Source organism: Brucella sp. TWI559, assembly GCF_039674265.1.
Lineage (GTDB): Bacteria > Pseudomonadota > Alphaproteobacteria > Rhizobiales > Rhizobiaceae > Brucella > Brucella chromiisoli.
The window spans coordinates 1-23,496 of the sequence record NZ_JBDJNE010000008.1 but is presented as its reverse complement, the minus strand read 5'-3'; the positions used below and the strand labels follow the sequence as shown (position 1 = coordinate 23,496).

Here is a 23,496-nt window from a genome sequence, read left to right as displayed (position 1 = left end):
GGCGCGTTTTTTACATGCAGCGATTAGCCTGCTTCGAGCAGCTTTTCCAAGCGGCAGATGACGGAATGGCGTTCTTCGTCGTTCACAATGTCGCAGTCGAGCAAGCGCCCGCATTCTAAGCCTGTCAGCGCCAGATAAGTAATTAAAACAAGATCATTATCGGTTGCATCTTTCAACATTCGATCCAACAAGGCTCGGTGGTAACGCCTGACCGGGATCATGAAATCCGGATTTTCGACGAGGGCAGCAAGGATGCCGCTGGCTGGCGGCTCATCATCTGCCTGAAGACGAAAAACATCAAAAAAGGCGCGTACAACCCGATTTTTATCGCCGCGTTGAAGGGTTTCCTGAACCTCCATCGCCCGTTCGTGTTCTCTCATATATTCTTCGACCACACCCTCAAGCAATTTTGCTTTTGTTGGAAACGAATAGAGCAATCCGCCCTTTGAGAGGCCCGCGCGAGCGGCAACCGCGTCGAGAGAGAGATGGGCTGGGCCGACCTCTTGGGCGAGTTCCACTGCTGCGCGCAAAATGCGCTCTCGCGAAGAGACCTTATTCTTGGTATGCAATTCCAGTGGTCTCCTGACAGTTCAATAGTTGACAATACCGTCCAGACGGTACAGTTATTTTCGACAGTTATTCAAGTAAAATACGTGCGACCAAATTGTGAGCAACAAATAGGACGCGCGCCAATGACACCCTGGAGTGCTTCCGCAATGATCAAACGCCTTATTCTGGCAATTATTTTCCTCGTGATCGTCGTGGGAGGGCTCGTCGGTTTTAACCTGTTCAGGACACAGGCGATTAAGGACTTCTTCGCCAATATGCAGCAGCCGGCCAAGACGGTTTCCACGATCACGCTGGAGCCGACGACATGGACGCCGGGCATCGAAGCCATTGGGTCGGCCAATGCAATCAATGGTGTTGACCTGACGGTTCAGGTTAGTGGCATTGTCGATAAAATCGACTTTAAAGCCAACCAGGAAGTAAAAAAGGGTACGGTCCTTCTGCAACTCGAAAACAGCATCGAGACTGCGGACCTTGTTGCTGCGAAGGCCGAGGCCGTGCTTGCAGACCAGAATCTGAAGCGTGCTGAAACCTTGCGCACGCGCGGTGTAGGTGCGGTTTCCGACGTTGATACGACGGCAGCTGCGGCGAGTGCCAAAAAGGCCGCTGTTGCAAAGATGCAGGCTGTACTTGATCAGAAGACGGTAACAGCACCGTTTACGGGTGTTATTGGTATTGCGAAGGTTGATATCGGTCAGTATCTGACACCGGGCACCGTAATCGGGACCTTGCAGGAAACCGACAAGATGCGCATCGATTTCACGGTGCCGGAACAGTCGCTGCCTGAGCTTAGGCTCGGCCAACCCGTGCAGGTTGGTCCAAGCATGGAACAGCTCAATTATAATGGCAAGATCGTTGGTATCGATCCCAAGATCGATCCTGCGAGCCGCCTGGTTTCTGTGCGTGCGGAAGTTCAGAATGACGAACCTCGTCTGACACCAGGTCAGTTTGTTCAGGTTCGTGTTGAACTGCCAAAGGAAGACAATGTGCTGGCGCTGCCACAGACTGCTGTCATTCGCAGCCTGTATGGCGACTATGTCTATGCTGTTCGTCCGGCACAGCCAAAAGAGGGCGAAAAAGCGCCTGAAGGTGATGCTAAAAAGCTGGTTGCCCAACAGGTTTTCGTCAAAATCGGCCGGAGTTATGGTGGTGTGGTTGAGATCACGGATGGCCTCAAGGCTGGCGACATCGTGATTACAGCGGGCCAGAACCGGCTTTCAGCGGGGACGCCTGTCACGATTGACAACACGGTCAATCCGATCCCAGCGGCTGACAAGTAATAGGCGAGCAAGATGAGTTTTTCCGATATTTTCATCCGGCGACCCGTACTTGCTACCGTGGTCGCTCTTATGATCATTCTTCTCGGCCTACAGGGTATCGCGCAGCTTTCTGTGCGCGAATATCCGAAAGTCGATGAGACAGTTATTACCATATCGACCGCTTATGCGGGGGCAAGCGCTGAGCTTATTCAGGGTTTCATCACCTCTCCAATTGCAGAGTCGGTGGCGACGACTGAAAACATTGATTACGTCACATCATCCAGCCGTCCATCGTCGAGCACGGTGACGGTTCAGATGAAACTGGGCGCTAATCCCGATGCGGCACTCACGGAAGTGATTGCCAAGGTTAATCAGGTTCGCGGCAATCTGCCGACTGAATCTGATGATCCCGTGATCGTCAAGGGAACCGGGCAGAGCTTCGCAACCATGTATTTGGCTGCGCAGAACCCCAATATGACCAGCGAACAGATCACTGAATATTTGCAGCGCGTCATGCAGCCGCGTATCTCCACCGTTCAGGGTGTGGCGAAGGCTGATATTCTGGGTGGTCAGGTCTATTCGATGCGCGTCTGGATTGATCCGATCCAGCTTGCCGCGCGTCAGGTTACGGCGGCTGAAGTACTGGCGGCGATTAAAGCGTCGAACTTCCTGTCTGCGCCTGGACAGACAAAAAACGAGTATGTTGCATCATCGATTACGCTTGAATCGACCTTGCAGACACCGGAAGCTTTTGGCGCAATGCCGATTAAATCAACCGGCGATCAGATTGTGCGTCTGCGCGATGTGGCGAAAGTTGAGCTTGCTGCGAAAAGTACAGATACGATTGTTTCGTTCAACGGTTCGGCCGGTACGTTCCTCGCAATTTACCCGACACCGTCTGCGAACCCGATTGATGTTGCAACGGCTTTCAAGAAAGAACTGCCGGCCATTCAAGCATCTCTGCCGGAGGGCATGACACTTGATCTCGTCTATGACGCGACCGAGCAGATCAGCTCTTCCATCAATGAAGTTTTCACCACCATTGGTGAAGCTGTCGCGATCGTTATTCTGGTCATTATCATTTTCCTTGGGTCGTTCCGCTCGGTTCTTATTCCCATTGTCACGATCCCTATTTCGCTGATTGGCGTATGCTTCTTTCTCTATGTTCTCGGGTTCTCGATCAATCTTCTGTCGCTGCTTGCGATGGTTCTGGCGATTGGTCTTGTGGTCGATGACGCGATCGTGGTGCTTGAAAATATTCACCGCCATATCGAAGAGGGATTGCGTCCGATGGATGCCGCCTTCAAGGGCATGAAGGAAATTACCGGTTCGATTATCGCGATGACGATTACGCTGGCCGCGGTGTTTGCACCGCTTGGATTTACCGGTGGTCTGACTGGTTCGCTGTTCAGAGAGTTTGCTTTCACGCTGGCCGGCGCGGTTATCATTTCCGGTATTGCAGCTCTGACGATTTCACCGATGATGTGCGCCCGTATGCTCAAACACGGTGAACCGTCCCGGTTCCAGAAAATCATCGACGAGAATTTTAAGAAGCTCGAAAAGTGGTATCATGGGATGGTATCCGGGTCGCTTAATTATCGTCCGATTACATTGATGATCGTTATTGCTCTGGTTGGGCTCACAGGCTTCCTTTTCGTGAACACCTCGACGGAACTTGCTCCTGAAGAAGATTCCGGCGCTTTGTTCTCGATGTTCCAGGCTCCGCAATATGCGACCTCTGCCTATACCAACCTCTATGCAGAACAGATTGACAGCCTGACCAAAGATTTGCCGGAACTGGATACACGCTTCCAGATCGTTGGTATGGATGGCGGAACAACATCGGGTATTGCGCTCTGGGTTCTTAAAGACTGGTCCCAACGCACGCGTTCGCAAAAGCAAATTCAGGAAGATCTGACCGCAAGATTGACCAAGGTTGCGGGCGTTGACGCATTTATTTTCGCGCCTCCGTCTCTGCCCGGTGCTGGCGGTGGCTTGCCGATTTCGATTGCGCTTCAATCCACTGGCCCATCCAGTCAGGTTTTTGAACTGGCTGAAGAAATCAAGAACGAAGCTCAGGCAACCGGACAGTATATCATTGTCCAGAACTCGATGTCCTATAATGCGCCGCAGACCACGATCACCATTGATCGTGATCGCGCTGCAACGCTTGGCGTTCAGGTTAGCGATATTGGTTCGACGCTTGGTCTTCTGACCGGCGGTGCATCGATTGCCAAGTTCGACCGCGATTCCAATAGCTATGACATCATCACGCAGGTGCCGGATGCCTATCGCTCGACCCCGGAAAAGCTCGGCGAATTCTTTGTTCGCAGTGTTTCCGGCGCAATGATTCCGTTGTCGTCGGTTATTGAAATCAAGCAAAATGCATCGCCTGCCGCTATTGAGCAGTTTAATCAGCTCAATTCCGCTACCATTTCCGCTCTGCCAATGCCTAGTGTCACGACAGGTCAGGGCCTGCAGACGCTTGTTGATCTGGCTCGCTCGAAGATGCCGGAAGGATTTTTCCTCGACTATTCCGGTCAGTCACGACTGGAAGTCGAGCAGGGCAACACGATCCTCATCGCTTTTGGCCTTGCCGTTATCGTGATCTATCTGGTGCTTGCGGCGCAGTTCGAAAGCTTCCGCGATCCGTTCATCATCATGATGTCAGTCCCGCTTTCGATTTTCGGTGCGATTGTGCCATTGAACCTTGGCCTTGGAACGCTCAACATCTACACACAGGTCGGTCTCATCACACTTGTCGGGCTGATAACCAAGCACGGCATCCTGATGGTGGAGTTCGCCAATCAGCAACGTCGCTTGCATGGTCATTCGCGTCGTGAGGCCATCATCCTCTCTGCTGAAACGCGTCTTCGGCCGATTCTGATGACCACGGCTGCCATGGCGCTCGGCGTTGTGCCGCTGATTATGGCAAGTGGTGCGGGTGCGGCCGCGCGTTACTCGATGGGGCTGGTGATCTTCACCGGTATCACAATCGGTACGGTCTTCACGCTGTTCGTGGTGCCAATGTTCTATACATTTATTGCCAAGAAGGACGTTGAAGGCGAATTCGTGCCATCGTCGGAAGATAGCAAGGAGGCTGCGGCGGCAGCCCATCACTGAAACTTGTATTGAATAATCGGATTGAGGGCGGTCACATGTGGGCCGCCCTTTTTCTTGGGATGAAGTTGCATCCCGGCTGTTACACACCATATGAGCAAGCATGATACCTTTATCCGTCCTTGATCTTTCACCCGTCCCTGAAGGCAGTAATGCAGGGCAGTCTCTGCGCAACACGCTCGAACTGGCCCAGCAGGCCGAGAAATTGGGCTTTACGCGCTATTGGCTGGCCGAGCATCACAACATGCCGGGCATTGCCAGTGCTGCAACCTCCGTTGTGATTGGCCACGTGGCAGCGGGCACATCCACCATCCGCGTTGGTGCGGGTGGAATCATGCTGCCGAACCATTCGCCACTGGTGATCGCAGAACAATTTGGTACGCTGGCCTCGCTGTTTCCGGGGCGTATTGATCTGGGGCTTGGTCGTGCGCCGGGCACCGATCAGATGACTGCGCATGCACTTCGCCGCAATCTGGAAAGCAGCGCCAATGATTTTCCGCGCGATGTCGTGGAGCTTCTCAATTATTTCAAGCCAGCCGATCCGGGGCAGCGCGTACAGGCCGTGCCGGGCGCGGGGCTGAATGTTCCTGTCTGGATTCTCGGCTCCAGCCTGTTTGGTGCGCAATTGGCTGCTATGCTGGGGCTGCCTTATAGCTTCGCCTCCCATTTTGCACCGGCTGACATGGAGCGCGCCGTCGAGCTTTATCGCGAACGTTTTGAGCCATCTGAATATCTGCAAAAGCCTTATGTCATGCTTGGGCTGAATGTCATTGCGGCGGATACGGATGAAGAAGCACATTATCTGTTCACATCGCAATTACAGGCATTTGTGAATTTGCGCAGCGGTCGTCCGGGCAAGCTGCCAGCACCTGTCGCGGGGTATCTGGAGCAGCTTGATCCCTCAGCACAAGCGCTGGTGCGCCAGATGCTGTCATGTCGTGTTGTGGGTGGCCCTGAAATCGTCGACAAGGGGATTCGCGAATTTGCTAAACGCACCGGCGCTGACGAACTGATGGTCACAGGCATGATCTATGACCATCAGAAGCGTCTTCGTTCTTATGAGATTGTCAGCAATTCGATGGCGTGAGGATCAAACTCGCGATTGATCTCGGTGAGAAGCCAGTCGCGAAAGGCTTTAACGGCAGGCGTGTTTGCGCGCGCCTGCGGTGTTACAAAGTAATAGCTGCTCGGGCTTTTGACGGTGTGCTGATAGGCCACGACAAGCTGCCCGTTTTCAATTTCGGCGCTGATCAGAAACAGCGGCATAAGCGCAATCCCAAGACCTGCGATACAAGCCTGAGAGACATTTGAGAACTGCTCAAAGCGCATTCCGCTTGCTACAGGTGCAGCAATGTCGAGGCTTTTAAACCAGTGGTTCCATGCGCCGGGGCGTGATGCCATGTTGAAAAGCGGCAGGCGTAACAGGTCCGCAGGCGAATTGACGGGATGCTGTTTCAGAAAAGCCGGGCTGCACACAGGCGCAACCGTTTCTTCCATTAAAAATGTGCAATCGGCATTGGGCCAGTCTGACTGGCCAATATGGATTGCCGCATCAAGGCCTTCGCGTTCAAAGTCGAACTGACCAATGCGGGTGGCAAAATTCAGAATAATATCCGGATATTGCGCCACAAAACGGGGAATCCGTGGGATCAGCCAGCGGGTGCCAAATGTCGGCAGGAATGCGAGATTAAGCGTCGTTCCACGCATTTGCGACATGACCTGCAATGACGCCGCACGAATGGCGGCAAGGGCAGGGCTGATCGCATGAAGATAAGCGCGCCCGGCATCGGTCAGCATAACGTGGCGGCTGGTGCGCTCAAACAGAGCGGCGCCAAGCTGTTCTTCCAGCAGAGCGATCTGACGACTGACTGCGCCTTGCGTCAGAGACAGCTCTTCCGCAGCACTCGAAAAGCTTTCATGCCGCGCCACTGCATCAAAGGCAGCAAGCGCGCTTGTTGAAGGAAGCAGGCGTCTCGAGAGCGAAATCATGATCTATTACTAAATGGAATAGATCGATGAGTAAACGTAAATTGCATGTCGAAATAGGCTGCGCCATAGTCTCTCCAACCAAATCTGAGGAGACCATTCATGTCGCGTGCCGCATTTAACTGGGAAGATCCGTTTTTGCTTGATGAACAGCTGACCGAAGACGAGCGGATGATCCGCGACTCGGCGCAGGCTTTTGCAAGCGATGTTCTGCTGCCACGCATTGAAAAAGCCTATCTGGATGAAACGACCGATCCGGACCTGTTCCGCCTTATGGGGCAGGCTGGTCTTCTTGGCGTAACGCTTCCCGAAGAATACGGCGCAGCCAATGCCGGTTATGTTTCCTATGGTCTGGTGGCGCGTGAAGTCGAGCGCATTGACTCCGGCTATCGTTCGATGATGAGCGTTCAGTCGTCGCTCGTCATGTATCCGATCTACGCTTATGGCTCAGATGAGCAGCGTAAGAAATATCTGCCGGGTCTGGTTTCCGGCGAATTGATCGGCTGCTTTGGTCTCACTGAGCCTGATGCGGGTTCCGATCCTGCGGGCATGAAAACTCGCGCCGACAAGATCGATGGCGGGTATCGCATCAGCGGTTCCAAAATGTGGATTTCCAATTCGCCGATTGCTGACGTGTTCGTAGTCTGGGCCAAGTCAACAGCGCACGACGGTGCGATCCGTGGCTTTGTGCTTGAAAAGGGCATGAAGGGTCTTTCTGCACCTAAGATTGGCGGCAAACTTTCGCTGCGCGCTTCAATCACTGGCGAAATCGTCATGGATGGTGTGGAAGTATCGGAAGATGCTTTGCTGCCGAATGTATCGGGCCTCAAGGGTCCGTTCGGCTGTCTCAACCGTGCGCGCTATGGCATTTCATGGGGTGTGCTGGGTGCGGCAGAGGATTGCTGGTTCCGCGCGCGCCAGTATGGTCTGGATCGCAAACAGTTCGACAAGCCGCTGGCTGGCACACAGCTTTACCAGAAGAAGCTCGCTGATATGCAGACTGAAATCACGCTTGGCTTGCAGGCATCTTTACGCGTTGGTCGTCTGTTTGACGAAGGCAAAATGGCGCCTGAAATGATTTCTATCGTCAAGCGCAACAATTGCGGCAAGGCGCTCGATATTGCACGGCAGGCGCGTGACATGCATGGCGGCAACGGTATTCAGATCGAGTATCACGTCATGCGCCACGCGCAAAATCTTGAAACCGTCAACACCTATGAAGGCACGCATGATGTTCATGCGCTGATTCTCGGGCGTGCGCAGACCGGCATTCAGGCCTTTTTCTGATCACCGGAAAGGTTTTGAGAAATGCAGAATACACCGCTTGCGGGTCTGAAAGTCATTGAGCTGGCCCGCATTCTGGCCGGTCCATGGGTCGGACAGACACTGTCCGACCTCGGCGCGGATGTTATCAAGGTCGAAAGCCCTGAAGGTGACGATACCCGCACATGGGGCCCGCCCTTTATCGAGGTTGAAGGCGAAAAGTCGGCCGCCTATTTCCACGCCTGCAATCGTGGCAAACAGTCGATCATCGCTGATTTTCGCACCGATGAGGGCAGGGAGCTTGTGCGCAAGCTGGTTGCCGATGCGGATGTGGTGATTGAGAATTTCAAGCTCGGCGGTCTTGATAAATACGGTCTCGATTATGAAAGCCTGAAAGCGATCAATCCACGCCTGATCTATTGCTCAATCACGGGGTTTGGCCACACCGGGCCTTATGCAGAGCGTGCGGGTTATGATTTCATGATCCAGGGCATGGGCGGTATCATGGACCTGACCGGTGAGCCGGACGGGCAACCGCAGAAGATTGGTGTGGCTTTCGCAGACATCTTTACGGGGCTTTATAGCGTCATCGCCATTCAGTCGGCGCTCATCATGCGTGAGCGCACGGGCAGGGGCCAGCATATTGATATGGCGCTGTTTGATTGTATGACAGCGGTTCTTGCCAATCAGGGCATGAACTATCTGGCATCCGGCATTTCGCCCAAACGTATGGGCAATGCGCATCCCAATATCGCGCCTTATCAAACGCTGCCTGTGTCGGATGGCTATTTCATTATCGCCTGCGGCAATGATGGTCAGTTTGCAAAGCTGACGGCTCTGCTTGGAGTTGGCGAACTGGCGAGTGATTCCCGATTTGTCACCAATTCGCTGCGCGTTGCCAATCGCGATGCTCTGACGGCTTTGTTGGAAGAGCGTACGAAGCAATGGCTACGGGATGATCTTCTGTCAGCGCTTGCCAAAGCAGGTGTGCCTGCCGGGCCGATCAACATGGTTGAGGATGTGTTTTCCGACCCGCAATTCATCGCGCGTCAGATGAGAATCGACCCAGATGGTGTTCCGGGACTTCGTACACCGATCCGATTCTCGGATGCTGAGTTAAAACTCGACAGACGTTCGCCGAAACTGGGTGAACATAGCGATAATTTATAAGAAAAGCCCGCTTCAAGCGGGCTTTTCATTTTGTTTTCGAAGATAAATCGTTGCTGCCAATCAGGCGCAAATCAAATTTTCTCAGGAAGAGAGTGGTGCGGTCGAGAAGACTCGAACTTCCACGGGTTGCCCCACAGCGACCTCAACGCTGCGCGTCTACCAATTCCGCCACGACCGCACTGTGTGGTAGAAGCTGAACACTGTCAGCGAGAGGGCATTTAGCAAATCAGTTTCGACTGCACAAGGCTATTCTTTCAGTTGAGCACAATTGATTGAATTTATTTTGTGATGCGCTTAAACGCTTGATTTTAAAATGCAAAGAACTCAGCTTAATCTGGTGGTTAACCAGATCGCGGAGCGACATTTTCAATGTAAATGATAATTCTGGAAGAGAATGGTGCGGTCGAGAAGACTCGAACTTCCACGGGTTGCCCCACAGCGACCTCAACGCTGCGCGTCTACCAATTCCGCCACGACCGCACGTGGTAGAAGCTGAACTTGTCAGCGAGGAGGCATCTAGCAAATCGATCCGACAGGCACAAGCCTATTCTTGAACTTCGCCCAATCTTTTTGAAAATAATAGAAAAATAATGAGTTATCAGCCGCTGATCCCTTGAAGGCGCTTAATGTCTTCCAGCCTTTTGACGGTTTCTGCATAGCCGATGTCGATTGCCTCAGATGCGCGGTGGAAATCTGCGAGGCCGATTTGTGCAACGGTTGGCATCAGCGACACATCCGGTGGATCGCCAGCCATACGCGCGCGTGAAATGCGGTCCTGAATGATGTTGAAAGCTTCCATCATCACACCCGTTATACCGAGGCGGTTTTCTTTGCCACCTTGTATGGCTTCGGTGAGATTTTCGCGCTGCGACTGTGCGTGTTTGATGACGGCTGCACGTCCGAACTGATCGTAATGAAGGTTCACAGCGAGAACCAAGCGTTGTTCATAGGCGCGACATACGGAGACTGGAACCGGGTTGACCAGCGCGCCATCGACCAGCACACGCTCCTGCCAGCGGACAGGCTCGAACACGCCGGGCAGTGCATAGGAAGCGCGCATGGCTTCGACTAAAGGGCCATTTGAAAGCCAGATTTCATGGCCGGTGTGCAATTCGGTGCAAACAGCCACGAAGGGGCGGTCAAGCTCCTCAAGGCGCAAGCCATCGAGATGCTCACGCATACGATTGTCAAGCTTCATGCCACCGAACAGACCACTCCCGCGAAATGTGATGTCGAGAAGATTGAACATTCGCCGCCGCGTGAGACTGCGCGCAAATTCTTCCAGTTGATCGAGCTTTCCGGCAAGATAGCATCCGCCAACCAATGCGCCGATTGAGGTGCCGGCAATCATTTCAATCTCGATCCCAGCCTCATCAAGCGCGCGCAGCACGCCAATATGCGCCCATCCACGCGCGGCGCCGCCGCCCAGAGCAAGGGCAATGCGGCGCGGCTGATGTCGCACCTGTGGCTGATTGATGATTTCTTCTTCAGGCGTCAGGGCTTGTGGATTGGCAGCCCTGCGCCTTTGACCCCATGCACGCATATCGATTAAGCACCTCTTGTTTTGATGATATTACCAAAACACGGTATCGAAACAATAAATGCTGCGATTTGAAGGCCAAGAAAAAACTTAGAGCGACCTTTGTATGTTCAACAGCAGCCCGTTAATGCTGGTGGTCGCAGGAGCCACTCAGTGACAGGCTGATCTGACCATTTTCGGACTGCACCTGGCGATAAAAGCAGGAGCGCCGACCGGTGTGGCAGGTTGGGCCATCGCCTGCGACGCGAACCTTGAGCCACAGAGCATCCTGATCGCAATCGGTGCGCAGTTCGATCACGCTTTGCAGGTTGCCGGATGTCTCGCCCTTTTTCCAAAGCGTGTTGCGGGAGCGCGACCAATAATGCGCAATCCCGGTTTCAAGCGTCAGGCGCAGCGCTTCTTCATTCATATGTGCGACCATGAGCAATTCACCATCATGCGCATCCGTCACGACGGCTGTGATGAGGCCGGAAGCGTCGAAGCGCGGCATGAAAACCGCACCTTCTTCAATCGTCTTCTTGTCGGAAGGTTGGGCAGGGAAAAAGCTCATTGTTGCGCCTGATAAATTGGTTTTACTTGCGGATAAGGCTCATGAAGCGGACCTGTTCGTTCACTTCTTCCTTAAAAGTGCCGGTAAAGGTGGTGGTGATCGTGCTTGAACCCTGCTTACGGATGCCGCGCATCGCCATGCACATATGTTCCGCGTCGATCATGACCGCAACGCCGCGTGGCTTGAGAATACGCTGAATGCTATCAGCGATCTGCGCGGTAATGCTTTCCTGCGTTTGCAGGCGACGGGCAAAAATATCAACAACGCGTGCAATCTTGGACAGGCCAAGCACCTTGCCATCAGGCAGATAGGCGACATGCGCCTTGCCGATAATTGGCACCATATGGTGTTCGCAATGCGAGAAGAAGGAAATGTCCTTCACCAACACCATATCGTTATAACCCGAGACTTCCTCAAAAGTCGTGCCCAGCACATCTTCCGGGCTCTCATCATAGCCACCAAAAAGTTCGCTATAGGATTTTGCAACACGCATGGGCGTATCGAGAAGCCCTTCACGGTCGGGATTGTCGCTGGCCCAGCGAAGAAGGGTTCGCACAGCAGCTTCTGCTTCGGCCTGTGTTGGCTTTGGCGATTCTTTGGAAACAATGGGTTCGTTATCGATCGGAAGGATGCGAGCGTCCATTCGTATTCTCCAGTAGTCTCCTTCACGGAGGAGACGAGTTAAACGGACAATACAGCGATGCGTCTTGCGAACGTGCGATGTATTGATCCGGCAACACCAAGCTGCCGGACGGATATTTGTGCGACTTCATAACCATGCGATAATCTGACCATGGCGCAGCTGCGCACTGCCTATTATATAGACAGGAAAATGCAACTTCAAACCGTTACCGGACGACAATTTTGCATTTTTATCCGGTAAGGCGGAAGGTTCATCTCAATGATAGACGATGTATATAACAAACGTATCCTTGAATTTGCAGGGAACATTGAACGACTGGGACGCATTGCGGAGCCTGATGCCGTTGCGACTGTTCATTCAAAATTGTGCGGTTCGACAGTGACTGTTTATCTCAAGATGGCGGATGGGGTGGTTACGGACTTTGCACATGAGGTGAAGGCTTGTGCTTTGGGGCAGGCGTCATCCTCGGTTATGGCGCGCAATGTGGTAGGTTGCACGGCGCAGGAATTGCGCGCTGCGCGCGATTCTATGTACAAGATGCTCAAGGAAAATGGTCCTGCACCTGACGGTCGTTTTGAAGATATGAAATATTTTGAACCGGTGCGAGACTACAAAGCCCGTCATGCTTCAACGCTTTTGACATTTGATGCAGTTGTCGACTGCATCCGTCAAATCGAGGAAAAGGTGCAGGCCGCCTGATGTGCAATTGCGGGAAAGATCATCCGGCCAAGGCTGCGATCAATAAGAAGCGACAAACCCGCAATTTTACCGATCCTTGGCGCAAAACACCGGGCAGGGTGCTGGGGACGGGTTTGATCAGACTTTACCAGCTCACGCTTTCATCCTTTATCGGCAATTCCTGCCGCCATATGCCGACCTGTTCAGAATATACCTACGAATCTGTTGCTCGTTACGGATTGTGGAACGGCAGCTGGATGGGACTTTTTCGTATCATGCGCTGTGGTCCCATGGGGACTCACGGTTTTGACCCTGTGCCAAGAGAACTTTCAGACGAATTCCGGTGGTATTTGCCCTGGCGATTCTGGCGGGTTTCATCACCCAGGCGCTGAAAAACTGTTAAAAAATGTTGATTTATTGTGTGTTGCTCAGAATTCGTTAATGATAAATCGGTTTTATCAGGAAATGCAAATCAAGTTGAGCAAGCGTCTTTTTCACGCCGCAATTCGACTTCATTTGCAATGAGTTTTCTCTTCTTGTGAGCCATCATGCATAAATTATCGTCACGCATCTCCCGGCTGATTGCAGGTGTTGCGCTTGGTGCCAGCATCTTCTGTGCAACCAACGCTATGGCCAATGTTTCATGGGTTGTGTTTGATGCCGATAGTGGCGTGATTCTTGGGCAGGATGGCTCAACCGTACAACATGCGCCTGCATCGCTTGCCAAGATGATGACCCTTTATCTGGCTTTTGAAGCCTTGAAGACCGGTCGGATTCATTGGGACGATCAGATGCCGATTTCTAAAAATGCGGCGGCAAAAGTCAGAATGAAACTCTGGCTCAAGGCAGGCGAAACCATTTCGGTTCGCGATGCGATCAGCGGTATGATTGTCGTATCTGCCAATGATGCAGCCACTGTCATGGGCGAGTATCTGGGTGGTTCAGAAGCCTCTTTTGGTCGCCTGATGACGCAGAGAGCCCGAAATCTCGGCATGAAGAGTACCTATTTCGTCAATCCATCGGGTTTGACCGGAAAGATGACGCAATTGACGACTGCACGCGATATGGCTGTGCTTGGCATGTCGCTGCGCCGTGATTTTCCAAATGAGTATGCGTTGTTTTCCCAGCGTTCCTTCGCTTACAAAGGACGTCCGTTCAACGGTCACAACAATCTGATGTATCGCTATCAGGGCGTTGATGGCATCAAGACCGGATATACGGATGTTTCGGGCTATAATCTCGTTTCCTCCGCGATCATCAATGACAAGCATCTCGTTGGCGTTGTGCTTGGTGCTGGCTCCTCGCGCGAGCGTGATGATCGCATGGCAAAGCTGCTGACACGTTTTGGCAAGGAGGACGCCGGTACCGGCGTCGACGAAATCGTGACCGCTTCGGTTCAGACACCTTTGCCTGTTATCTCGCCGCTTATGCCTGAAAAGCCAAAAGCCGATGTGATTGCCGATACGATTGACGACAATAGGATCGAGCAGGGTGATGGTGGCTTTTTGGTGAAAGCTGCGATGTCTGCATGGCGTGTTCAGGTTGGAGCGACCCCATCGCGTTCAGGTGCTGATGCGTTGCAGGCAAAATATCTGCCGGTGGTGAGCCGTCTGGTTCCGGGTACAAAAGGCGAGATTTCGCCATCGACGCGCGGTCGCAAGGTCTATCGTGTGCGCTTCACGGGCTTCAAAGATTCAGATGCAGCGCAAAAGACCTGCGTACAGCTTCAGCAGCAGGGTGTTCCCTGCCTTGCCATTCGCAACTGATTTTCTTTAGTCGTCGGAATTCTGATCGCGCTGTGATGCAGTTTGCCACGGCGCTTTTCCTTTACGTGCTGATCAAAAGAGATTAATAGCCAGTCTTCATTCAAGATTACATAGGCGTGGCTCTGTTACAGAGAGCGCGTTTCGTGAGTAAACCACCCGCAATCGTTGGCGGGACTGGATAAGGAGAATATGATGTCGAACGTTTCCATGCAGTTTCCTGATGGCTCGGTGCGCGAATATGATGCCGCAACAACCGGTGCCGAACTCGCCGAATCGATTTCCAAATCACTTGCCAAGAAAGCCGTGGCTTACGCCGTAGACGGTACCGTGCGTGATCTTTCAGATCCGCTTGGCGCTTCCGGTGCAATCGAAATTTTGACCCGTGAAGATCCTCGTGCGCTGGAACTGATCCGTCACGATACGGCGCACGTTCTGGCCGAAGCTGTGCAGGAGCTTTTTCCGGGAACACAGGTTACAATCGGTCCAGTCATTGAGAACGGCTTTTATTACGACTTTGCGCGGAATGAACCTTTCACGCCCGATGATCTGCCGGTGATTGAAAAGAAGATGCGCGAAATTATTCAGCGCAACAAGCCATTCACCAAGCAGGTGTGGTCGCGCGAGAAGGCCAAGCAGGTTTTTGCCGATAAGGGCGAAAGCTACAAGGTCGAACTTGTTGACGCGATCCCTGAAGGTCAGGATCTGAAAATCTACAATCAGGGCGAATGGTTCGATCTTTGCCGCGGTCCGCATATGGCGTCCACGGGCCAGATCGGCAATTCATTCAAGCTGATGAAGGTTGCTGGTGCCTACTGGCGCGGTGATGCCAACAATCCAATGCTGACCCGCATTTACGGTACGGCTTTCGCCAATGATGCCGATCTCAACGCTTATCTTCATATGCTTGAAGAAGCGGAGAAGCGCGATCACCGCCGTCTGGGTCGTGAAATGGACCTGTTCCATTTCCAGGAAGAGGGTCCGGGCGTTGTTTTCTGGCACGCCAAAGGCTGGCGCATGTTCCAGACGCTCGTCGCTTATATGCGCCGTCGTCTCGACAGTCATGGCTATCAGGAAGTCAATGCACCGCAGGTGCTGGACAAGTCGCTTTGGGAGACATCCGGTCACTGGGGTTGGTATCGCGACAACATGTTCAAGGTGACTGTTGCCGGTGATGATACCGACGATGATCGCGTGTTTGCATTGAAGCCTATGAACTGCCCAGGTCACGTTCAGATATTTAAGCATGGTCTTAAGTCTTACCGCGATCTGCCTATAAAGCTTGCAGAATTTGGTAATGTGCATCGCTACGAACCATCGGGGGCATTGCATGGCCTGATGCGTGTTCGCGGCTTCACGCAGGACGATGCGCATGTGTTCTGTACCGAAGAGCAGATGGCGGACGAATGCCTTCGTATCAATGATCTCATTTTGTCGGTCTATAAAGATTTCGGCTTCAAGGAGATCACGATCAAGCTTTCGACGCGTCCTGAAAAGCGCGTTGGTTCGGATGAATTGTGGGATCGCGCTGAAAGCGTGATGATGACGGTTCTTGAGCAGATCAAGGAACAGTCGGACGACATCAAGACTGGCATTCTGCCAGGTGAGGGTGCGTTCTACGGTCCGAAATTCGAATATACGCTGAAAGATGCGATTGGCCGTGAATGGCAGTGCGGAACGACACAGGTTGATTTCAACCTGCCGGAACGTTTTGGCGCTTTCTACATCGACAGCAATTCGGAAAAGACGCAGCCGGTGATGATCCATCGTGCCATTTGTGGCTCAATGGAACGCTTCCTCGGCATTCTGATCGAAAACTTCGCCGGTCACATGCCGCTGTGGTTTGCTCCGGTTCAGGTTGTTGTTGCGACGATTACCTCAGAAGCCGATGGCTATGCTGCGGAAGTTGCAGCCAAACTCAAGGCGGCAGGCTTGCAGGTCGTGACTGACACACGCAACGAGAAGATCAACTATAAGGTTCGCGAACATTCGGTTCAAAAGGTTCCGGTGATTCTCGTTTGCGGTATGCGTGAAGCGGAAGAAAAGACGGTTAATATGCGTCGTCTTGGCTCGCGCGATCAGGAATCCATGACGCTGGATGAAGCGATTGCTCGTCTGAGCGAAGAGGCCACACCGCCAGATCTCCTGCGTCTGCGCAACGCATAAACAAAAAGGCCCACTTCGAGTGGGCCTTTTCGCAATTTTACTGGAAATGCTTCAGTCCTGAGCGGCGTCGTTGTCTGTCAGTGCTTCCGACTCGCGGTTGGCGATGACTTCCACTTCTTCATTGTGGCCCGAGGTCACTTTGAAGTCGCGCTGATAAATTCGGTCTTTGTTTTTCGCGATGGCGACATAGTCACCCTCGATGAGAACCATCGATGAATAAGCGCCTGCGCTTTCACGAACCACATCACCCGAAGCATTGAGTATCGACCATGACGTGTCAGCGAGCGCTTCACCGCCTTTTTCACGCACCAGTTTTAGAATGACTTCCGCAGCGCGATGTTGAACTGTGGCTTCTGTCAGTTTGCCTGCCTCGACCCGAATATCGGCGCGAATTATCGCATTGGCCGTGCCATAATTGGAGACAACGTGATAAGTGCCGCTGTTTAGCCGGATGATGGTATCCGGTTTTACATCGGGAACGATCAGCGAGCGTTCGCTATTGTCCTCATCGGCATAGATAGAGAAGCGAACAAGGTCGCTTTTGATTTTGCCGGCATCCGGCAGGACGGCGCTTAGCTTCATTCCGCCAGCATCAAGCGTCATGACTTCATGACGAGTGCCATTGGTGAGCGTAATGCGCTTGGTTGCGCCTGCACGGCCATATGCGGCATGAACCAGATAGCTGCCTTCTGGCAGGTTGAAAACCGCGCTGCCACCCTTTGACGATGCAATCAGCGCCAATTGTCCGTCCGGGCCAACCTCTGGCGCAAAAACACGCCAGACAAGCCCAGAGGGTATATCCGGCCCATCTTGATTAAGACGGGCTTTCAGATCAAGCTCACTGGTTTTAACGAGTGGGTTGTTTTCAGGGCTGGACGGATTTGCATAGGGACTGAGTTTTGGCAGGTCGAGCTTTGGCTGCGGGAGGTCAGGCAGGCCGATTGTGCCGTTAATGTCCTGCGCAAGTGCCGGTGACGATGCAATCAGGGCAAGCGAAACAGCCGCTACAAGTGCCCTGCTGCGTGATAATTTCGTATGCTTTTTCTGAAACAGGTCTGAGCGATCTGACATGGTGATGTTTTGCACTCAAGCGCATGGCAAATTCAAGGCTAAACTGACCGTTGTGTTTCAAATTTATCATTGCGTCTAACGCATCGTCATTGATTTTAGGCTTTACACCTTCATGATGTCGCGCGAGAAGAAGTCGCCTCCATGAAGTGGAGCGATTTATGCAGATTTGAGCGATGAGGTTTCCCCCCGTGACACATCCGGTCTTTGAGTTTCTGGCGCAGCGCAGTTCCACGCCGATTTCCGCGATTTCCGAGCCAGCGCCGCAAGGTGCTGAGCTTGACGAGTTGCTGAAAGTTGCAGCCCGCGTGCCTGATCATGGCCGTTTGACGCCATGGCGCTTCATCCTGTATCGCGGTGATGTGCGCCATCAGGTTGGTGCATATCTTGCCAAGCGCGCTGATGAGCGGGAAGGGCCGTTGCCTGATAGCCGCAGGGATCAGGAGCGCGCGCGTTTTGCACGTGCGCCATTGGTTGTTGGTGTTATCTCCTCACCCGTGGCGCATGAGCGTATCCCGGAATGGGAGCAGTTTCTTTCAGCTGGTGCGGTAGCCATGAACCTTTGCACGGCAGCCAATGCGCTCGGTTATGCAACGAACTGGATTACCAACTGGTATTCGGATGATGCACCGGCTCGCACCTATCTCGGCCTTTCGCCAGACGAGCGGGTTGCGGGTTTTGTTCATATTGGAACAGCGAAAAACAAAATGCCGGAACGTCCGCGTGCAGATATGGATAAGATTGTGTCCGATTATAATGGTCCGTGGTCATCTTGATGTTGAATATTAGCAAACTTGCTTAAACGCTGGAAAACCCGATGTTTTATGAACCACAATCAGGTCATAATCTGCCTCATAATCCATTCAAGGCGATCGTTGCACCACGCCCCATCGGCTGGATCGGAACACGTTCAAAGACGGGGGCCGTAAACCTCGCACCCTATTCCTTTTTCAATGCAGTATGTGACACGCCGCCGATGATCATGTTTTCATCCAGCGGGGTGAAAGACAGCGTGACATTTATTGAGGAAACGGGTGAATTTACAGCCAGTCTGGTCAGTGATCATCTTAAAGAGCATATGAATGCAACATCGGTAAATGCCCCGCGCGGTATCAGCGAGTTTTCATATGCCGGACTGACTGCCGCCCCAAGCAAACTTATCGCAGCGCCCTTTGTAAAAGAGGCCTATGCGGCCCTTGAATGTGTGGCCGTTGAAGTTCGAAATTTGCAGGACAAAGAGGGCAGGCGAACCGATAATTACATGGTGATCGGCGAAGTTGTTGGTGTTCACATTGATGAATCCGTGCTGACAGACGGCCTGTTCGACATCCGAAAAGCCAAGCCGGTGACACGCCTTGGCTATATGGATTATGCGACCACGCAAGAGGTCTATCAGATGACCCGCCCAAAATGGGAAGATAAGTCGTGAGGAAAGGGGCTGATTAAAGCCCCTTTTTCTTCGCCTCGACCCAAATGGCTTCCATATCATCAAGCTGGGCTGATTCGAGATTGCCACCGGATTCTTTGAGCGATTTTTCGATATAATCGAAGCGGCGCTTGAACTTGTCATTGGTGGCGATCAATGCGGTTTCCGGGTCGATTTCCAGATGCCTGCCGAGGTTGACCATCGCGAAAAGAAGATCGCCATATTCCTCCTGAATATGGGCCTTGTCGTGAGATGCCATTGCCTCTTTGAGTTCTGCGGTTTCCTCGGCAATCTTGTCAAGGATGGGGGCTGCTTCAGACCAGTCGAAGCCAACCTTGGCAGCTTTTTGCTGGAGCTTTAATGCGCGCAACAGGGCAGGGAAGGCCTTCGGAATGTCATCTAGATAGCGGGTTTTCTCGACCGTTTCCAAACCAAGCTTTGCGCGGCGTTCTGCGCGCTCTGCCTTTTCCTCAGCCTTGATGCGGTTCCATGATCCCTTGGCCAGGCCTGCGCTTCTGGCTTCTTCATCGCCAAATACATGCGGGTGGCGACGGATCATTTTGCGCGTGATGGCTTCGACCACATCACCAAAGGCGAACTGGCCCTGTTCTTCCGCCATGCGCGAATGAAACACCACCTGCAACAACAGATCACCAAGCTCTTCGCGCAAATCATCCACATCATCGCGTTCGATGGCGTCGAGAACCTCATAGACCTCTTCAAGCGTATAGGGTGCAATCGATTGCGATGTCTGTTCAACGTCCCATGGGCAGCCAGTTTCTGGATCGCGCAGGGCGATCATGATTTCGAGAAGACGGTCAATATTGCGGGAAGGTTCCATCTTCGCTCCATAAAAAGTGATGAGGCACTGTTCGGGTAATTTGCGAGAATTGTATGCACCGGGTTGCAGTCCGCTTCGGTTTTGGCATAGTCAGCACAATGACCGGGATCGCATATCAAGGCGATATGTTCAACAAGCAGGTATTGAGAGAATGACGATTCTTGTAACGGGTGGTGCCGGATATATCGGTTCGCATACATGCGTGCAGTTGATTGAAGCTGGCCATGATGTTGTTGTGGTCGATAATTTTGATAACAGCAGCCCGGAATCACTCCACCGTGTAGAGAGAATTACCGGCCGGGCACCGATCCGTGAGCCGGGCGACATTCGGGATCGTGCGCTTCTTGAACAGATTATTAAGCGCCATAAATGCACGGCCGTTATTCATTTTGCTGGCCTCAAGGCCGTTGGTGAATCGAACGAAAAGCCGCTGCATTATTACGATTGTAATGTGGTTGGCACGCTGCGTTTGTTGCAGGCAATGGAAGCGACGGGTGTTAAGACACTTGTTTTCAGCTCGTCGGCAACGGTTTATGGCGAACCGGAAAAGCTGCCGATTACCGAAGACCAGCCACTTTCTGCGACTAATCCTTATGGGCGGACAAAGCTGATCATCGAAGAGATGCTGCGCGATCTTTATAACAGTGATAAGAGCTGGAAAATTGCTATTTTGCGCTATTTCAATCCGGTGGGTGCGCATGAAAGCGGTCTGATCGGTGAAGATCCCAAAGGGATTCCAAACAATCTGATGCCGATCATTGCGCAGGTGGCAACCGGTCGCCGCGAAAAGCTCCATATCTGGGGCAATGATTACGATACGCCCGATGGCACCGGCGTGCGTGATTATATTCATGTGGTTGATCTTGCGGCCGGACACCTGAAAGCACTGAAAAAGCTGGATGAACCGACGTGTTTCTCTGTCAATCTCGGGACAGGGCACGGCTACAGTGTTCTTGATGTGGTTAAGGCTTTTGAGCACGTCTCAAACCGTGAGATCAAATATGAGCTTTCACCGCGCCGTCCCGGTGATGTGGCAGAATGCTACGCTGACCCGGCTTTTGCGCGTGATTTTCTTGGCTGGACTGCTCAGAAAGATTTGCGCGAAATGTGCAAAGACATGTGGAACTGGCAATCGAAGAATCCTGACGGATACAATGTTGATTGATTTTTCAAAGCCGCTCGCTTTGGTGGAATTATGTTGCAAACTCCCTGAAAAGTGAACGGATCAGCCCTCCAGCCTGTCCTTTCGTGTTGTGCCTGCTTTTGATGGGGCTATTACAAGCGGGAAATAATTGCTGATGATGAAAGCGCCCCAACCCATTCGAAACGGGGGCTTTCAGATTGATGCGCTGAAGGACTGACGAGATAATGCGTTTTCTACCCGATAAGTTCACCTGCATGTTGATCGCAACGATTGTGCTTGCATCAGTCCTTCCTGTGCAGGGTGATTTTGCTGTTTGGTTTGCCATTGCGACCAAGGTCGCGGTGGGGCTTTTGTTCTTCCTTCATGGTGCGCGGCTATCGCGTGAAGCCGTCATTGCCGGTGTCATTCACTGGAGGCTGCATCTGGTGGTAGGCTGCGCAACATTCGTTCTTTTCCCAATTCTGGGACTTGTTGCTGGCTGGACAATTCCGGGGCTCGCGCAGTCTCCGTTTTACCTTGGTATTCTTTATCTCTGTGTTTTGCCGTCCACTGTGCAATCATCCATCGCTTTTACGTCAATGGCTGGCGGTAATGTGTCGGCAGCGATTGTTTCGGCGTCCGCATCCAATATTTTCGGTATGTTTCTGACACCATTGCTGGTGGGATTGCTTTTTGCTGTTAAAGGCAGCGGTGGAATTTCGATCGATGCGCTCCAGTCGATTTTGCTGCAATTGCTTGCGCCCTTTGTGCTGGGGCAGATTTTGCAGCCATGGATCGGTCATTTCATGCGTCGCCATAGCAAAGCGCTTGGTTTTGTCGATCGCGGTTCCATCCTTATGGTCGTCTATCTGGCTTTTAGCGAGGCCATTGTTGAAGGCCTTTGGCGCACGGTTTCGTGGAATGATCTCGGCGTGATGTTTGGTGTGAATATAATGCTTCTGGTCATCGTGATGCTGGCGACGTGGTATGGCAGCAAGTGGCTGGGCTTTCATCGTGCCGATCGTATCACCATCATGTTCTGCGGCTCCAAAAAGAGCCTTGCCAGTGGTGCGCCCATGGCAAGCGCCATCTTTGCAGGTGCGAATGTTGGCAGTGTCGTGCTGCCGCTGATGCTGTTTCACCAAATTCAGCTTATGGCCTGCGCTGTTATTGCGCGCAGGCTTGCAGAGCATAAACCCAGCGCCACGATAAAAGCAGCTGCTGCGGAGTAGGGGCCTTCGCGCATTATCTTTTTGCGGTTTGCTTGTCATACCGGGAAAGAAAATCTACAGAGAAATTCCAATCGGTCGTGTCGGGAAAGGCAAGTTTTATGGCGGACAAGAACAAAGAGACTTTCGATCAGGAAGCGCTTGCAGAAGCCTATAATCTCGCGCTTTCGCTCGAAAAATCCGGCGATCTGGATGCTGCGGCCAAAGCTTATGAGGACGTGTTGCGCATTGATCCCGACGATCATGGTGGTGCTGCGGTCCGCCTCGCAAGCATGGGGCGCGGATCCGTTCCGCCAAAAGCGCCGGATGCCTATGTGTCGACGTTGTTTGATCAGCATGCAGAGATGTTCGACACAATTCTTGTCGATCAGCTTGGCTATGATGTGCCATTGCAGTTGCGTGAAATGCTTCTCGAAATGGATGAAGAGTTTCAGGCAAAACGCATGCTGGATCTTGGCTGCGGCACCGGGCTTTCAGCCGATGCGCTTGATGATATGGCCGAACACAAGACTGGCGTTGATATTTCTGAAAACATGATCGAAGTCGCTTATGACAAAGGCGATTATGATGCGCTTTTTGTGGGCGAAGCCGTCAAGTTTCTTGAAAACACGCAGGAAGACGCCTGGGATTTGATCGTCGCGACCGATGTGCTGCCTTATATGGGGGAACTCGAAGCGTTTTTTGCGGGCGTTGCCAGGCATCTTAAGGCAGACGGATATTTCTGCTTTTCCAGCGAAACGCAAAGCGATGCGCGATTTGCGGATCGTCACTTCATGGTTGGTGATTTCCAGCGTTTTGCACATGCACAGTCTTATGTCCGCTCGCAGTTGTCTGAGCATGGAATGGACTGCATTCGCTGCGAAGATATCACTGTGCGCAGTGAGCAAGGCTCGCCAGTACCAGGGCATCTTTATATCGCTAAACGCCGCTAAAACGGCATGATGATACGTCCGATTGTTCCATAATCCATATTATGCAATTCAATCATATGACGGGGTACATTCTATTTTAAACTGCAACATGCCAATGAATTCATGTGGTTAGCCATGGAGGAAATTGGATGTCAAATTGCTATTCACAGATCAACTTGCATGAACGCCGCCG

Annotated in this window: 21 protein-coding genes and 2 tRNA genes; 14 read left to right on the top strand and 9 right to left on the bottom strand. The window is 52.5% G+C overall.

Annotated elements, in window-relative coordinates; genetic code table 11:
* Window positions 1-23 precede the first annotated feature (23 nt).
* Window positions 24-569, bottom strand: a complete 546-nt coding sequence (locus ABE530_RS11550) for a TetR/AcrR family transcriptional regulator (protein ID WP_265984661.1) — start codon at window positions 567-569, stop codon at window positions 24-26.
* 147 nt (window positions 570-716) lie between these two features.
* On the opposite strand from ABE530_RS11550, the gene ABE530_RS11545 reads away from it, so the two are divergent.
* From ABE530_RS11545 to ABE530_RS11535, 3 genes are all read left to right on the top strand, one after another.
* A complete protein-coding gene (locus ABE530_RS11545) occupies window positions 717-1,847 on the top strand; it encodes an efflux RND transporter periplasmic adaptor subunit (protein ID WP_396996972.1) in 1,131 nt (376 codons plus the stop codon).
* A gap of 12 nt (window positions 1,848-1,859) precedes the next feature.
* Window positions 1,860-4,949: an efflux RND transporter permease subunit gene (locus ABE530_RS11540; RefSeq protein WP_499694605.1), complete on the top strand. Its 3,090-nt coding sequence runs from the start codon at window positions 1,860-1,862 to the stop codon at window positions 4,947-4,949.
* Between the two features lie 100 nt (window positions 4,950-5,049).
* Window positions 5,050-6,033, top strand: coding sequence for an LLM class flavin-dependent oxidoreductase (locus tag ABE530_RS11535; RefSeq protein WP_499694604.1), 984 nt, complete (start codon window positions 5,050-5,052; stop codon window positions 6,031-6,033).
* Here the strand turns inward: ABE530_RS11535 and gcvA are convergent.
* Window positions 6,003-6,935 carry a transcriptional regulator GcvA gene (gene gcvA, locus ABE530_RS11530; protein WP_499694603.1) on the bottom strand — a complete coding sequence of 311 codons (933 nt, stop codon included), beginning with the start codon at window positions 6,933-6,935 and terminating at the stop codon, window positions 6,003-6,005. The two genes, ABE530_RS11535 and gcvA, sit on opposite strands and share 31 nt — an antisense overlap.
* A 99-nt stretch (window positions 6,936-7,034) precedes the next feature.
* Between gcvA and ABE530_RS11525 the strand changes: the two genes are divergently transcribed.
* A complete protein-coding gene (locus tag ABE530_RS11525) occupies window positions 7,035-8,219 on the top strand; it encodes an acyl-CoA dehydrogenase (protein WP_265984666.1) in 1,185 nt (394 codons plus the stop codon).
* Window positions 8,220-8,240: 21 nt separating this feature from the next.
* The gene (locus ABE530_RS11520; RefSeq protein ID WP_499694602.1) at window positions 8,241-9,365 is read left to right on the top strand and encodes a CaiB/BaiF CoA transferase family protein; all 1,125 of its coding nucleotides are present in this window, start codon (window positions 8,241-8,243) and stop codon (window positions 9,363-9,365) included.
* 93 nt (window positions 9,366-9,458) lie between these two features.
* On the opposite strand, the gene ABE530_RS11515 is transcribed toward ABE530_RS11520, so the two are convergent.
* The 5 genes from ABE530_RS11515 to folE all read right to left on the bottom strand — a co-directional run bounded on the left by ABE530_RS11515 (window position 9,459) and on the right by folE (window position 12,098).
* Window positions 9,459-9,543: transfer RNA gene (locus ABE530_RS11515), tRNA-Leu, on the bottom strand.
* Window positions 9,544-9,760: 217 nt separating this feature from the next.
* Window positions 9,761-9,845: transfer RNA gene (locus tag ABE530_RS11510), tRNA-Leu, on the bottom strand.
* Window positions 9,846-9,963: 118 nt separating this feature from the next.
* Complete coding sequence (locus ABE530_RS11505) at window positions 9,964-10,908, bottom strand: patatin-like phospholipase family protein (RefSeq protein ID WP_396998561.1); 945 nt, start codon at window positions 10,906-10,908, stop codon at window positions 9,964-9,966.
* Between the two features lie 121 nt (window positions 10,909-11,029).
* Window positions 11,030-11,455, bottom strand: a complete 426-nt coding sequence (hisI, locus tag ABE530_RS11500; protein ID WP_499694601.1) for a phosphoribosyl-AMP cyclohydrolase — start codon at window positions 11,453-11,455, stop codon at window positions 11,030-11,032.
* A 22-nt stretch (window positions 11,456-11,477) separates the two neighbouring features.
* Window positions 11,478-12,098, bottom strand: a complete 621-nt coding sequence (gene folE / locus ABE530_RS11495) for a GTP cyclohydrolase I FolE (RefSeq protein WP_499694600.1) — start codon at window positions 12,096-12,098, stop codon at window positions 11,478-11,480.
* A 258-nt stretch (window positions 12,099-12,356) separates the two neighbouring features.
* Here folE and ABE530_RS11490 point away from each other — a divergent pair, with 258 nt between their 5' ends.
* The 4 genes from ABE530_RS11490 to thrS all read left to right on the top strand — a co-directional run bounded on the left by ABE530_RS11490 (window position 12,357) and on the right by thrS (window position 16,705).
* Window positions 12,357-12,797, top strand: coding sequence for an iron-sulfur cluster assembly scaffold protein (locus ABE530_RS11490; RefSeq protein WP_499694599.1), 441 nt, complete (start codon window positions 12,357-12,359; stop codon window positions 12,795-12,797).
* Complete coding sequence (yidD, locus tag ABE530_RS11485; protein ID WP_265984672.1) at window positions 12,797-13,168, top strand: membrane protein insertion efficiency factor YidD; 372 nt, start codon at window positions 12,797-12,799, stop codon at window positions 13,166-13,168. The genes ABE530_RS11490 and yidD overlap by 1 nt, the downstream gene beginning before the upstream one ends.
* 156 nt (window positions 13,169-13,324) lie before the next feature.
* Window positions 13,325-14,542: a serine hydrolase gene (locus ABE530_RS11480; protein ID WP_499694598.1), complete on the top strand. Its 1,218-nt coding sequence runs from the start codon at window positions 13,325-13,327 to the stop codon at window positions 14,540-14,542.
* Window positions 14,543-14,731: 189 nt separating this feature from the next.
* Window positions 14,732-16,705, top strand: a complete 1,974-nt coding sequence (thrS, locus tag ABE530_RS11475) for a threonine--tRNA ligase (RefSeq protein ID WP_499694597.1) — start codon at window positions 14,732-14,734, stop codon at window positions 16,703-16,705.
* Between the two features lie 51 nt (window positions 16,706-16,756).
* On the opposite strand, the gene ABE530_RS11470 is transcribed toward thrS, so the two are convergent.
* Complete coding sequence (locus ABE530_RS11470; protein WP_499694596.1) at window positions 16,757-17,776, bottom strand: RgsD C-terminal domain-containing protein; 1,020 nt, start codon at window positions 17,774-17,776, stop codon at window positions 16,757-16,759.
* 188 nt (window positions 17,777-17,964) lie between these two features.
* Here ABE530_RS11470 and ABE530_RS11465 point away from each other — a divergent pair, with 188 nt between their 5' ends.
* Both ABE530_RS11465 and ABE530_RS11460 read left to right on the top strand, forming a co-directional pair.
* Entirely contained in the window at window positions 17,965-18,549 is a 585-nt protein-coding gene (locus tag ABE530_RS11465) for a nitroreductase family protein (RefSeq protein WP_499694595.1), read from the top strand.
* Window positions 18,550-18,590: 41 nt separating this feature from the next.
* Window positions 18,591-19,202 carry a flavin reductase family protein gene (locus ABE530_RS11460; protein ID WP_499694594.1) on the top strand — a complete coding sequence of 204 codons (612 nt, stop codon included), beginning with the start codon at window positions 18,591-18,593 and terminating at the stop codon, window positions 19,200-19,202.
* A 13-nt stretch (window positions 19,203-19,215) separates the two neighbouring features.
* On the opposite strand, the gene mazG is transcribed toward ABE530_RS11460, so the two are convergent.
* Window positions 19,216-20,040 (bottom strand): nucleoside triphosphate pyrophosphohydrolase, encoded by an 825-nt coding sequence (gene mazG, locus ABE530_RS11455; RefSeq protein ID WP_499694593.1) that lies wholly within the window; start codon window positions 20,038-20,040, stop codon window positions 19,216-19,218.
* A 151-nt stretch (window positions 20,041-20,191) separates the two neighbouring features.
* Here mazG and galE point away from each other — a divergent pair, with 151 nt between their 5' ends.
* The 3 genes from galE to ABE530_RS11440 all read left to right on the top strand — a co-directional run bounded on the left by galE (window position 20,192) and on the right by ABE530_RS11440 (window position 23,324).
* Window positions 20,192-21,205 carry a UDP-glucose 4-epimerase GalE gene (gene galE / locus ABE530_RS11450; protein WP_265984678.1) on the top strand — a complete coding sequence of 338 codons (1,014 nt, stop codon included), beginning with the start codon at window positions 20,192-20,194 and terminating at the stop codon, window positions 21,203-21,205.
* A 203-nt stretch (window positions 21,206-21,408) separates the two neighbouring features.
* Window positions 21,409-22,395 carry a bile acid:sodium symporter family protein gene (locus ABE530_RS11445; RefSeq protein ID WP_265984679.1) on the top strand — a complete coding sequence of 329 codons (987 nt, stop codon included), beginning with the start codon at window positions 21,409-21,411 and terminating at the stop codon, window positions 22,393-22,395.
* A gap of 98 nt (window positions 22,396-22,493) precedes the next feature.
* A complete protein-coding gene (locus ABE530_RS11440) occupies window positions 22,494-23,324 on the top strand; it encodes a class I SAM-dependent methyltransferase (RefSeq protein WP_499694592.1) in 831 nt (276 codons plus the stop codon).
* Window positions 23,325-23,496 lie beyond the last annotated feature (172 nt).